The sequence below is a fragment of the Campylobacter sputorum subsp. sputorum genome, from assembly GCF_008245005.1.
Lineage (GTDB): Bacteria > Campylobacterota > Campylobacteria > Campylobacterales > Campylobacteraceae > Campylobacter_F > Campylobacter_F sputorum.
This window is the reverse complement of record NZ_CP043427.1, coordinates 1739704-1753386: the sequence shown is the minus strand read 5'-3', so window position 1 is coordinate 1753386 and position 13683 is coordinate 1739704. Positions and strand designations below refer to the sequence as shown.

The following is a 13683-nucleotide window of genomic DNA, read 5'->3' as shown; positions in this document are numbered from 1 at the left end:
ATGTTATGCTCACTTTATATTAAATTTATGTTATTTTACCTAAAATTTAATAAATTATTCGTTAAAGATAAAATTAAATTTTCACATAGTGAATAAAATGTGAATAAAATGGGAAAAGTAGTGATAAAAATTTTAGGAATTGATCCAGGAACCCGTAATTGCGGCTATGCTATAGTTGAAAAATCAAATGTGAAAACTTCGCTTATAGAAGCTGGACTTATAAAAATAAAACCTGATATTTTACAACATCAGATAAGTGAGCTTTGTGAAGGTTTAGACATAGTTATGAAAAATCATAAAATAGACGAAGTTGCTATCGAAGATATATTTTTTGCTTATAATCCAAAAACAGTTTTAAAATTAGCTCAGTTTCGTGGTGCTCTTAGCCTTAAAATAATTCAAATTCATGGTAATTTTACAGAATATACGCCACTTCAAGTTAAAAAAGCAGTTACAGGTAAAGCAAAAGCGACAAAAGAGCAGGTTGCATTTATGGTAAAAAAAATACTTGGTATAAATAAAGATATCAAACCTCTTGATGTTACAGATGCAATAGCTGTAGCTTTAACTCACGCAAATAATATTCGTATCAATAATCAATATAAAAATTAATATGCCTTATAAAAAAATAAAAATTGATGAAGTTAAAAATTTAAAAGCTTATGAAGTTTTAATCAAAAATGGATTTTCAAAAGCAAAATCTCAACAACTCATAGATAAGGGTAGGGTATTTTGCGATGATAAACTTATAAAAATAAAAAATGAGATATTAAATGGAAAAATTTTTTTAATAGATTATGAGTGCAATCCAAAGGGCTTAAAGCCTATTTTTGAAAATAGTAATTTTGCTGTTTTTGATAAACCTAGTGGAGTTTTGTCTCATCCAAATGGAAGAAATTCAAGTTATAATTTATACGATGAAATTTGGCATCTTTATGGAAAAAGTGCGTGTGTCGCTCATAGATTAGATAAAGAAACAAGCGGTTTGATCTTAGTTTGTAAAAATTTAAATATAAGTAGAGAATTTAAAACAATGTTTGAAAGTAGGGCGGTAAAAAAAGAATATATCGCACTTGCCAAAGGAAAAATCGAGAGTGAGTTTATAGTTGATGAACCTATAACAAAAAGTGATGAGAGTAGTGAAGTAAAGATAAGAATGTGTATAGATGAAAATGGAAAAAATGCTATAACGAAATTTATACCGCTTGAGTTTTATCATAATATAAATGCAACTTTGATAAAGGCTATCCCATTAACTGGTAGACAACATCAAATTCGTTTGCATTTGTTTCACGTGAAACATAAAATTTTAGGAGAACCTTTATACGGACTTGAAACAAAAATAGTTGAAGATATAATGGATGAAAAATTAAGCACAAATGAGAGAATAAAATTTTGTGGAGCAAAAAGGCTTTGCTTACACGCCTCAAAATTAGAGTTTAATTATAAAAATGAAAAATTTGAGATAAAAACTGATATTGATTTTAAAAAAGAATTTTTAAATTCTTTAAGCTTGTAAATTTGTGTTAATAAGTGATTGTATAAATTTTGTGTCAAAATTTTCTGAACTATTTTTGTAAATTTTGATATTTTCTTGTCTCTTTTTTAGAGCCAAAATTTCGTTTTGCGAAATATTTGGATTACTTTGTATAATATAGCTAAATTCAGGAAATTTTACTAAAAGCTCCTCTTTTTTACTCTCATCTGTTTCTAAATTTTTTATTTTTAAAGATTTAAATTTCATAAATTTAAAATTATTATCTATTTTTGCTCCAAAAAATTCTTCAACTTCATTCATTGATTTGCCATTCATTAAAGACATTTTTTCACCTGTAGGATCTATAACAAATTTTGCATTTTGTTTTAAGATATTTTTAGTTGCATTTTTTGCCATATTTTCATATCCTACTTTTAAATCATCTCCATTTGCTGCAACTTCAACTCTGCTAAGTTGTCCATCAAAATTAGTATCATTTTTTATGCTATCTTGCAAAATTTCTTCAAGAGAAATAGGTTTAGCATTTTTATCTGTATTGTAACCTGTGGAATTTGCCATTTTTCGTAAAACGATTTGTCCTAAATTTCTTAAATCTTGAATGCTATAACTATCTTTTATAGAATTTTTTAGCTCATTAATCTCATTTTTTTCTATGATATTATTTTGGTTTTTATCGGCATTTGCGAAGTTGCGATTTTGCATTATATCTTTAAACCAACCATCTATATAAGCATTTGCACTTCCACTAAGTCCAATACTTCCATCTTTTAAATATAAAAAATCATCTTTTGAAAAATGATTTTGTAATAAATCTAGCGTTTGGTTATTTAAATTTATAGAAATTTGCTTGTCTTGGCTAAAAAAACTAACTTTTTTATAATTAGAAGAAGTTTGATTTTCATTATTTATTTGAAAATCATCAGCTTTTTTTATAGAATTATCGCCACTAAGAGATTTAAAGACTATATCATTTGCTTTTTCGTAAAAACTTTTAGTAGCGATAACTAACATTATTTATCCTTTATAATCCACTCACACAAACAGGTTCACCATTTACTCTTATATTTGGATAAGTATAGCAACCTTTTTCTTCATTCCAAACAAAATTGCTTTTACAAGTTTGTGGAAACCAAGGGACACATACTGCAAATGCAGTAACTACAAATAATGAAACAAAAAATGTAGCCAACATTATTTTTTCATAATATTATTCTTAATTTAAATTTGATAGTTAAAATAAATTATACTTTTTTTTAATTAAAATAATATAAATTTTTATTTATCATCTTTTAAAACTTTTATAAAATAAAACATTGAAATTATAACTACAATAGATATAAAAATAATTTGAACTATATCAAGCAGACTCATTTTTACTTCTTTCTCTAAGTTGTCCACAAGCTGCACTTATGTCGATACCTTTACTTTGTCTTATAGTGCAAGTTACACCATGAGCAGACATATAATCTTGAAATTTTATCATATTTTCTTCACTTGGTCTTTTAAATTTAGAACCAAAATGCGGATTAAAATATATCAAATTTACCTTTGCTTTTATACCATTTAGTAGTTTAACAAGAGTTTTTGCGTCATTTAAACTATCATTTACGCCATCAAGCATAAGATATTCAAACATAACTCTTTTTCTCATATCAATTGGAAAATTTCTAACAGCATCCATTATAGAAGCTATATTATAAGCTCTATTTATCGGCATAAGTTTCTCTCTAAGCTCATCATTTACAGCGTGAAGCGATATCGCTAAAAGAACGCCCAAATCCATATCTCCAAGTTTTTTTATCTGCGAGCTTAATCCACTTGTAGATATTGTTTGGCGGCGTGGAGATATCGCAAGTCCATCATTATCTGTAAAAATTTTCACAGCTTTGGATACATTTTCAAGATTATTTAATGGCTCTCCCATTCCCATATAAACGATATTTACTCGCCTTTCATAAGGTATATCGTTGTCATTTTTAAGGTATAAAACTTGTGCTAAAATTTCACCAGCAGTTAAATTTCTAACAAAACCGCCTTTTGCGGTTAGACAAAACGCACAGCCAATTTTACAACCAACTTGCGAGCTAACGCAAATTGTGTATCTTGCATGACGGATAATTTTGCCATTATCATCAATTTGTTCTTCTTTCATCGGAAGCAGAACCGTTTCTATGGTTTTACCATCTTTTAGCTCGAAAAGATACTTTATACTTCCATCTTTACTATGTTCGCTTTTTATTTTTTTTAATGGATCTATGTAAAAATTTTGTTTCAAATTTTCTCTTAAATCTTTTGGTAAATTTGTCATATCATCAAAACTTTTTGCTTTTTTCTTGTAAATCCATTCAAAAATTTGTTTTGCTCTAAATTTTGGTTCTATAAATTCACTTAGTTCTGCTTGTGAAAAATCAAGCAAATTTTTCATATAATTCCTTTATTTTTTATATATGATGTTAGAATTTTTTTGGCTTTTTCATGATTTTTTATAAAATCACTATGTGCGTTTTTATTACAAAAATTTGTCGCACAAAAAATTCCGAAAGCTGGAATTTTAAAAAAATCAGCCACTTTTAATACAGAAAAAAACTCTATATTTTCCATAAAACAACCCAGCTCAAACATTTTATAAGCTATATTTTCATCTTGTGTAATGAAATTTGAAGAATTAACGAGTAATGTTTCACGTGAAACGTTATTATCTATTGTATATTTTATAGGACTATAACTTAAATTTAAAACATTTGATATTTCTAAATTTGAAGCTTTTGAACTCTCATAAATATCAAAAATATTCCCATCTTTATAAAGACCAGCAGTTCCTATAAATACTAACTGAGAAATATTTTGTTTTGTTAGTAAATTTGTTGTCAAAATGTTTGTTAAATTTATAGCACTATTAACTAATCCAATTCCAATAGGTTTTGCAAAACTAAAATTTTCTATATCTCCTGCACAAACAATCATTTTCTAACTTCTATCCCATTTTCTTGTAGATATTTTTTAAGCTGTGGAATTTTTATCTCGCCAAAGTGAAATATAGAAGCAGCCAATGCAGCATCTGCACCAGCATTTAAAATATCTTTTATGTGCTCCATATTTCCTGCACCGCCACTTGCAATAACTGGTATGTTTAGCGACAAACTAACATTTTTTGTTAGTGTTATATCATAACCACTTTTAGTTCCATCTTTATCCATTGATGTTAGTAAAATTTCTCCAGCACCACGGGTTTGAACTTCTTTTGCCCATTCATAAACATCTTTGCCAGCATCTATCCTGCCACCATTTATAAAAACATTATATTTGTTAGCACTAACTTCTTTTGCATCAACTGCTATAACTATACATTGTGAGCCAAATTTTTTAGCAGCTTCATCTATCAAATTTGGATTATGTATAGCAGCTGAGTTTATACTAACCTTATCACATCCAACATCAAGGAGTCTATTTATATCATCAATTTTTCTAATCCCGCCACCAACACTAAGCGGTATGAAGAGATTTTTTGCAACTTTTGCAACTACATCAACAATTGTATTTCTACTTTGATGACTTGCAGATATATCAAGAAAACATAATTCATCTGCTCCTGCGTCATTATAAATTTTTGCAACCTCTACCGGATCGCCGGCGTCTATTAAATTTATAAAATTTATACCTTTTACAACACGACCATCATTTACATCTAAACAAGGTATGATTCGTTTTGCAAATTTGTTCATCAAAAAACTCCAAAATTTTATTTTATGATATCAAAAAATAGTGTAAATTTAGATAAATATAAATTCATATATTTATAACATTTAAAAAGATATAATACAAGATTAAAATAATAATAAGGAAATTTAATGACAAAGAAATCTGATACAAAATATATTTTTGTTACAGGTGGAGTTTTGAGTTCATTGGGAAAAGGTATAGCATCTGCTAGTATTGCAACATTGCTTAAAAATGTTGGTTTTAAAGTAAGTATATTAAAAGCAGATCCATATATAAATGTAGATCCTGGAACTATGAGTCCACTTGAACATGGAGAGGTTTTTGTAACTGATGATGGAGCTGAAACCGATCTCGATTTAGGACATTATGAGAGATTTTTAGACGAAAATTTGTCTCAGAAAAATAACTTTACGACAGGGAAAGTTTATAGTTCAGTTATAGAAAAAGAGCGTCGCGGGGATTATCTTGGTGAAACTATACAGGTTATACCGCATATTGTTGGTGAGATAGTTAATAGGATAAAAAAAGCTGGTGAGGGAAATGATATATTATTAGTTGAGATAGGCGGCACTGTTGGCGATATAGAAGGACTTCCATTTTTAGAGGCAATTCGTGCTTTAAGAATAGAAGTTGGTAGAAAAAATGCTATGAATATTCATCTTACTTTAGTTCCTTATATAAAAGTTGCTGGGGAGTTAAAAACAAAACCAACACAACATAGTGTTGGAGAGTTAAGGCGCATTGGTATAACGCCTGATATGATAGTTTGTAGATGTGAAATTCCACTAACAAACGAATTAAAATACAAAATAGCCGCAAGTTGTGGTGTAGATAGGAATTGTGTTATAGAAAGTTCAGATAGTAGAAGTATTTATCAAGTTCCGCTTTTATTTTTAAAACAAGATATATTAATACCAATTAGTGATATGTTAGATCTTGGCAAGCTAACACCAGATATGTCAAATTGGGATATGTTAGTAAAAAGAGTTATAGCCCCAAAAGATGAGGTTAGCATAGCTTTAGTTGGAAAATATATCGACTTAAAAGAGAGTTATAAGAGTCTAACAGAAGCTATCATTCATGCTGGTGCAAATTTAGATACAAGAGTAAATATCAAATGGTGCGATAGTGAAAAAATTCAAAAAGAAAATGTTGATGAACTTTTTAGAGATATAGATGGCATTTTGATACCAGGAGGATTTGGAACTAGGGGGATAGAGGGAAAAATTATCTCTATAGAGTATGCAAGAAAAAATAAAATACCATTTCTTGGAATTTGTCTTGGAATGCAGCTTAGTATCATTGAATTTTGCAGAAATGTATTAAATATAAAAGATGCAAATTCAAGTGAATTTGATGAAAATACAAAAGAACCAGTTATTTATCTTATAGATAATTTCATAGATACATGCGGTAAAAAACAGATAAGAACTCATAAAAGCCCACTTGGTGGAACTATGAGACTTGGTGGATATGATTGTAATGTTGTCTCAGGCTCACTTTTAAGTAAAATTTATAACGGGGCTAAAAAGATAAGAGAGAGACATCGTCATAGATATGAAGCAAATCCAAAATACAAAGATCAGTTAGAAAAAGCTGGATTTATGGTTTGTGGAGAAAGTAATTCTTTGATAGAAGCAATTGAATTAAAAAAACATCCATTCTTTTTAGGCGTTCAGTTTCATCCAGAATTTACATCAAGATTGACAAAACCTAATCCGGCGATACTTGGCTATATAAAAGCAGCAAGTGATCACCATCATGCTAAGTAAAAATGATGTAAAAAATATCTTAGAGCAAAGATTTAGTTCTGACATTCATAAAAAAATGTCAGATATACCATTGCCTTGTGAATTAAAAGATATTTATAAAGCAGCTACACGCATAAAAATAGCAATAGAAAATAATGAAAAAATTGTTATAGTTGGGGATTATGATGTAGATGGTGTTGTTAGTAGTGTTATAGTTAGTGATTTTTTTGATTTTTTGGGTGTAAATTACGAAACAAAAATACCTAATCGCTTTACTGACGGCTATGGATTAAATCCACAAATGCTAACTAACATCAAAGCTAACCTTATAATAACAGTTGATAACGGAATTAGTGCCAACGAAGCTGCTGAAATTTGTTTAAAAAAGGGTATAGATCTTATCATAACAGATCACCATGTTCCACCACCCATTTTGCCAAAAGCTTATGCTATAGTAAATCCAAAGCAAAGTGACTGCACATTTCCTACTTGTGAAATTTGCGGCGCAGAAGTTGCTTGGTATTTAATAGGTGCTTTAAAAGAAGTTTGTGGTGTTAAATATGATATGGGAAGTTTTTTAGATATGCTTTGTATGGCAATCATTTCTGATATGATGGAGCTTAGAGATATAAATCGAATTATAGTTAAAAATGGACTAACTAGATTAAATAATTCAAAAAGGGCTTGTTTTAATGCAATAAAAACTTATTTTTCAAAAGATGAGTTTAAATTTGATGATATATCTTTTCTTATCGATCCTCTTATAAATAGTGCAGGAAGAATGAATGATGCTATGTTTTCATACAAATTTTTAAAATCAAAAAATATTGATGAAGCTTTGCATTTTTTGGATGAAATTATAAATTTTAATAACTCTAGAAAAGAAGAAGAGAAAAATTTACTAGAAAATTCATTATCTGATATCAATCAAAATGATAATATCATAGTAGTGTGGGGCGAAAATTGGCACGAGGGTGTCATAGGTATAGTTGCAAGTAGGCTAACTAAAAAATATAAAAAACCAGCTATTGTTTTTAGTATAGATGGAAATAGGGCAAAAGGAAGTGCTAGAAGTGTTGGTAAATTTAATATCCTTGATCTTATATCAACACAAAAAGATATTTTATGTACTTTTGGCGGACATAAGGGTGCTGCTGGACTTGTTATAGAGAGTTTTAATCTAAATACATTCAAAGAGCGTATAAATGACGCTTGCGAAAAATATGATATGGATATTTTTCATAATGCTAATGAAGTTTTAGGTTTTTTAGATCATAATGATATTGATTATGAACTTTTAGAAATTTTAGAACATTTTGAGCCTTATGGTCAGAAAAATCCTAGGCCATATTTTAGGATAAATAATGCTTTTGTAAAAAATATCAAAAAGATAGGTAAAGTAAAAAATCACTTAAAAATTATAATTCAAATGGATAACAAAAGCTACGAAGTTTTGTTTTATAACTACACATTTTGTCCTAAAGTTGGTGAATACATTGATATTATATTTTCTATATCAAAAAATAAATTTAGAGGCGTTATAACTCCTCAACTTTTGGTAGTAGATATAAAACCTTCAATTAATTAAACATTAGCAAACAATCGTTTAATACTATGATATGAAAATTTGGTTTTTAAAAACTACCATTTAATTGCACAACTAAGGTTATTTCATTAACATCTACGCTATGAAAGACTGCTCCTAAAATTTTAGTATTTGATATGTTAATAAGTGGAATTTAATACTTTTAAATTTTTATCATTATATATCTATTTGCGCTTAATCCTATTTTTGCTAATTAATGAAGTATCTGTAAATAAAATATTTGCATGTACTAGATGATTATTATGTTTCGAGATTTATCTCCAAAAAAGGTGTAAAAAAACTATCATAAAATCATCAAGAGGAATATATGTAAAAGCTCCCTGCTTTTACATCTCCAGCAGCATAAATATCGGAATTTCCGCTATCAAAATAAGACACAATAATCTAGTATATAGATTTAAAATAAATTAAGTAATAGCTATTTTCTACATATATAAACATAACCAAACTATTATTAAGATTAAAAATTCATTATGTAATAATTTAACTATTCTATAAGATCATTTACTTTTAAGAAAAAATTTATTAAATATCTTATATAATTTTGAAATTAATTATCATAATATAAAAGGTGGTTTTTGAGTTTAAATAAAACTAAATTTTTCAAATTTATATTTCGAACTTTTATTGCTGTTTTTGTTGGATATTTTTTATCTTATAAATTTGCTATAAAGCTACCTGAAATTTTAAATTTATCAAATCAAAACAAAATAGTATTTGCAAATTTCTTTTTAATGGGATTTTTTACATTTTGGGCAATGCTTAGTTATATTTTAGATGCCAAATATATCATTATATTTTGCATAATATTGCTTGGATGGACGATTATATTATGAGTATGTTAAAACTGTCTCATAAATATATTGGCATATTGTTGGCTTATTTTGGTTTTTTTCTATTTTTTAGTGGAACTCTTGGTTATTACAAAGATGAAATTACGCTTTTTATGCAACCTGAAAATTATAGGCTCAATTATAAATCGCCAAATGCTTTAAAAAGTGGGATTGATTATCTTAGGAAGTATCACGCAAATGCCGATATATGGGAGATAACTCTTCCTTCTGAAGCATCTCCTTTTGTGGGTGTCTCATATAAAAATGATAAAAAAGCTCATCAAAAAAAGAAAAACAAACCCCGTATAAACATAGATCCAGAAAGTGGCGAGAGAGTAAAGGCGAGAAGCACTTATGGTGGAAATTTTATAGGTAAACTTCATTTTAACCTTTGGTATATACCTGCTAGTAAAGGCAGAGAAATAGTTGGCTATGCTACACTTTTATTGATACTGACTATTGTAACTGGTGTTATAATACATAAAAGGATATTTAAAGATTTTTTTAAATATCGTAAAAACACTATTTTAAGAGATACTCATATTGTAACTAGCGTAAGTGGATTTGCGATTTTCTTTATGCTTTCTGTCTCGGGACTTTATTTAGTAGAAAAGTTTATGCTAAAAGAGATTTATCAAGATATTTCATCGAAAAATCAAGCGGCTATGCAGCAAGACTTTTATGAAAAAGTAAAAGCAAAAAGAGAAGCTAGACGAAAGGTCAAGCAAAATAAAGAACAAAATGCTACTGAGACTGTTTCTGAAATTGTTGTAAAGCAAAATCAAAGCTCATATATTCCAACTTTAAGTGATATAAAAAATATAATCGATAAAAAATTAAATGGTAGAGAGCTAAAAAATATTTTAATCCAAAAAGATGCAGTTGATACGGCTTATATCCAACTAAATTTTGATACCAAAAACCCTTTTAGCGAAAATGGACTTTCGTTTAGTGCCGAGCTTTACAACATAAAAACTGGAAAACTAGTAGATATGATGAGTCAAAGAGAGCTAAATACTGAGCAAAAAATATATCAGTTTATGAAAATTTTTCACACAGGAAATTTCAGTGATGAGATGGTTAAATTTATATTTTTTGTTTTTGGAATTTTGGGACTTTTCATGTGCTTTGGCGGGGCTTTGCTTTGGCAAAAAAACTCAAATTCTACATTAACATTTTATCTTGGTAGGTTTTTAAACGGCTCTATTTTTATAGGTTTATTTACAGGCTTTGGGATGTATCTGCTAAGTAATCAGCTTATTAAATTTAACACTCCACTAAGACACAATTTAGAAGTAAATGCGTTTTTTATAGCTCTTATTATATCGACTTTACTCTCGGCTATTTTAGTTAAAAGATACGCTTATACCATCTTATCTTTTATAACTTCATTTTTATTTTTAGTAAGTGCGATTATGGCTTTAAAGGCTGGAAGTTACGCAAATTTTAGCTCTTTAAAAGTAACTTTGTTTTGCTTTGTTTTAGTAACTCTTTTTGGATATTTAGGAAAAAAATTTTTAAAAGGTAAAAAGTGAGTTTTGTTTTAGGAATTTTGACCATTACATTTGGTTTTTTAAATTTTAATCACAAGAACTATTTTATTGCAGGATGTATGGTTTTAGCTTTATATCTTATGCTTTTTAGTAATAACAAATTTTATAGTTTTGTTTATTATTTTTTTGCCTTAGGACTTACCCAGCTCTTTTTTACTGCATACACAACGATAAAGGGAAAATTATGAAAAAAATCATCTGCGTCTTGACCACTTTAACAGCGTTTTCTTATTCAGATGAGATAAATTTACAAGATGTAAATATAGATGCAAGTCTATATAGTTCTAGTGGAATGATTTCGCATGGTAAATATGGAAGTTCTGTTGTCTACGATAAAAACTATCTAAATAACTCAACCAAGGGCGATGGAACAGTATCTGATGTAATCAAGAGAAACCCAAATGTGAGAGTTAGCAGAGGCGAGAGAACTTCTAAAAATGGAGGTGAGATAACCCCACAAAATATCTCTATAAACGGAGCTTCTTTTTACCAAAATAACTTTATGATTGATGGAGTAAACATTAACAACGATATAAATCCACTTGGTGGCGTTCTTACAGTTGGCGGAGCTGCAAATATCACACCATTTTTATCAAACCCATCTCAAGGTATAAATGTCGATACTGATATTTTAGAAAATATAGAAGTTCAAGATAGTTCAGTTTCAGCAAAGTATGGAAATTTCCAAGGTGGTGTTGTAAATGCTAAAACAAGAGATCCAAGAGCTGGATTTCACGGAAAAGTAAGCTTTCGCTATACATCAGATAGCCTTCAAAAATTTCATATTGCAAAAGAGCATCAAGATGATTTTGAATTTGCAACAACTCCAGATTATCAACCAGACTTTAAAAAATATAAAACAAGCGTGTTGTTTGAGGGATATATAACTGATAACTTTGGGCTTATATTTAACTATAATCAAACATACTCTGAAATTTTACAACAAAAATATCATAAAGAATATGTTGATCCAAGCAAAGTTGGAGAAAAAAGAAAATTAAAAAGAAAAAATGAAAATTTCTTTTTAAAAGGTGTTTGGTTTGCAAATGATAATCTAACTATTAGACCAAGCATAATCTATGCACCTTACGAGGCAACTTACTATAGCATGGGTGGAGAAAACGCAAAAGCTGAAGTTGAAGGTGGTGGTTTAACGACAGCTATTGAGTTTGATTATGACTTTGGCTTAGGAAATTTAAAACAAAACTTAAGCTACACGACTAATGAGATGACAAGAAACACAAACACAAACAAAATGTTAGTTTGGAATAAAACAAAAAATCACATGGGATATTCAAGTGCTAAAATGAGAACTTATATAGATGGAATTGGTGGCGATGTTGAACAAGAACAAGAGAAATTTAGCTACAGTGCGGATATGAAATTTAATGAGTTTGATATCGGTATGACTAAACACAATGTCATAACTGGATTTAGCTTAGAAAAAACAGACGCTGCTTATGATATAGCAAAGCCATATTATCGTGCAATTAGTACAAAAAATTTAGGAGCTTTTAGTTGTAATCCAAATGATATATTTTGTACCACAGATAGACCATTAAGCTTTCCAACTTGGACAGGACAGTATTTTGACAAACACTACTATTACTCAGGTAAAACTGATGTGGATATGAAATATTTTAGCTTTTATCTAGAAGATGAGATAAAAATAGATAGATTTACCATAAGACCAGGGATTAGATTTGATAAAAATGACTATATGGGGGATTTAAATGTCGCACCTAGAATTACAGCAAATTTAGACCTGTTTAATGATGATAGAACAAATATCTTTGGTGGATATAATAGATACTATGGAAGAAGTATCTTTGCATATAAATTAAGAGAAAATATGAGTTCTTTAATGCAAACATATACAAGGAATAATCCAAATGATCCTTGGAAATATGATAGTACAAAAGAAAATAACTACAACTTTAGTGAACTTGATGTGCCTTATGATGATGAGTATGCTATTGGGATTTCACAAAAACTTGGAAATTTTGAACTAAGTGCAAAATACTTAAGAAGAGAAGGAAAAGATCTGATAAGAAAATCTAATGCAAAGGCCATGGGATTACCTCAGGGAGATGGTAAAACTTTAGCTAAAAATTACAGTCTCTATACAAACACAGGTAGAAGCAAATCAGATATCTATACTTTAAATCTAAGAAGCTTAAATGAATTTGATATTTTGGGCTTTAAAAATAACTTTGAAATTTCATTTAACTACACTGATACAGATAGAAACTTTAATGACTATGATGATTTATATGATGAGCTTTATCAAAATGCTGGCAAAGTCGTTTATAATGGAAATCTCATCCATAGCTCACAGCTTCCAAATAACTCAAATGACACACCTTGGACGCTAACAGCATCAACTTTTACAAAATTTTCATCTGCGAATTTAACATGGACAAACTTCTTTACACTACAAGGTGGATTTGATGGTGTTGTAAGAGATGGCAGTGTTTATGTAAATAGTAAAAAATATTCAAATTATAAAAGCAAAGATTTTGATGAAGCTTTTGTTTGGGATACTAAATTTACACTAGATATCCCAACTCAAAAAAGACAAGAAGCTTATGTGAGTTTAGATATTTATAATGTTTTAAATACTAAAAATGCTATAACTATTGACAATAACGGTGTTACAGACTATGACAACGGCAGACAATTTTGGTTAGAAGTCGGATATAAATGGTAATTAGGAGGAGAG

The 13683-nt window shown here is 28.8% G+C and carries 12 protein-coding genes; 7 read left to right on the top strand and 5 right to left on the bottom strand.

Going from position 1 to position 13683, the window contains the following annotated elements:
• The first annotated feature begins 123 nt into the window (after positions 1-123).
• Both ruvC and CSPT_RS09000 read left to right on the top strand, forming a co-directional pair.
• Positions 124-612 (top strand): crossover junction endodeoxyribonuclease RuvC, encoded by a 489-nt coding sequence (gene ruvC / locus CSPT_RS09005; protein WP_374188425.1) that lies wholly within the window; start codon positions 124-126, stop codon positions 610-612.
• A gap of 1 nt (position 613) precedes the next feature.
• The gene (locus tag CSPT_RS09000) at positions 614-1519 is read left to right on the top strand and encodes an RluA family pseudouridine synthase (RefSeq protein WP_089183267.1); all 906 of its coding nucleotides are present in this window, start codon (positions 614-616) and stop codon (positions 1517-1519) included.
• On the opposite strand, the gene CSPT_RS09120 is transcribed toward CSPT_RS09000, so the two are convergent.
• The 5 genes from CSPT_RS09120 to hisF all read right to left on the bottom strand — a co-directional run bounded on the left by CSPT_RS09120 (position 1508) and on the right by hisF (position 5220).
• Positions 1508-2509: a hypothetical protein gene (locus CSPT_RS09120; protein ID WP_170228721.1), complete on the bottom strand. Its 1002-nt coding sequence runs from the start codon at positions 2507-2509 to the stop codon at positions 1508-1510. The genes CSPT_RS09000 and CSPT_RS09120 overlap by 12 nt on opposite strands.
• 10 nt (positions 2510-2519) lie before the next feature.
• Complete coding sequence (locus CSPT_RS09115; RefSeq protein ID WP_161492232.1) at positions 2520-2690, bottom strand: hypothetical protein; 171 nt, start codon at positions 2688-2690, stop codon at positions 2520-2522.
• Positions 2691-2855: 165 nt separating this feature from the next.
• On the bottom strand, positions 2856-3923 hold the full coding sequence (gene rlmN, locus CSPT_RS08990) for a dual-specificity RNA methyltransferase RlmN (RefSeq protein WP_089183266.1): 1068 nt from the start codon (positions 3921-3923) through the stop codon (positions 2856-2858).
• On the bottom strand, positions 3920-4462 hold the full coding sequence (locus tag CSPT_RS08985) for a nucleoside phosphorylase-I family protein (RefSeq protein ID WP_089183265.1): 543 nt from the start codon (positions 4460-4462) through the stop codon (positions 3920-3922). Before CSPT_RS08985 ends, rlmN begins: the two co-directional genes overlap by 4 nt.
• Positions 4459-5220 carry an imidazole glycerol phosphate synthase subunit HisF gene (hisF, locus tag CSPT_RS08980; protein ID WP_089183264.1) on the bottom strand — a complete coding sequence of 254 codons (762 nt, stop codon included), beginning with the start codon at positions 5218-5220 and terminating at the stop codon, positions 4459-4461. The genes CSPT_RS08985 and hisF overlap by 4 nt, the downstream gene beginning before the upstream one ends.
• 126 nt (positions 5221-5346) lie before the next feature.
• Between hisF and pyrG the strand changes: the two genes are divergently transcribed.
• The 5 genes from pyrG to CSPT_RS08955 all read left to right on the top strand — a co-directional run bounded on the left by pyrG (position 5347) and on the right by CSPT_RS08955 (position 13671).
• Positions 5347-6990 (top strand): CTP synthase, encoded by a 1644-nt coding sequence (gene pyrG, locus CSPT_RS08975; RefSeq protein ID WP_089183263.1) that lies wholly within the window; start codon positions 5347-5349, stop codon positions 6988-6990.
• The gene (gene recJ / locus CSPT_RS08970) at positions 6980-8557 is read left to right on the top strand and encodes a single-stranded-DNA-specific exonuclease RecJ (protein ID WP_089183262.1); all 1578 of its coding nucleotides are present in this window, start codon (positions 6980-6982) and stop codon (positions 8555-8557) included. Before pyrG ends, recJ begins: the two co-directional genes overlap by 11 nt.
• A gap of 596 nt (positions 8558-9153) precedes the next feature.
• Entirely contained in the window at positions 9154-9411 is a 258-nt protein-coding gene (locus CSPT_RS08965; RefSeq protein WP_033917171.1) for a hypothetical protein, read from the top strand.
• A complete protein-coding gene (locus tag CSPT_RS08960; protein WP_089183261.1) occupies positions 9393-10943 on the top strand; it encodes a PepSY-associated TM helix domain-containing protein in 1551 nt (516 codons plus the stop codon). Before CSPT_RS08965 ends, CSPT_RS08960 begins: the two co-directional genes overlap by 19 nt.
• Before the next feature lie 202 nt (positions 10944-11145).
• Entirely contained in the window at positions 11146-13671 is a 2526-nt protein-coding gene (locus tag CSPT_RS08955; RefSeq protein WP_089183260.1) for a TonB-dependent receptor plug domain-containing protein, read from the top strand.
• Positions 13672-13683 lie beyond the last annotated feature (12 nt).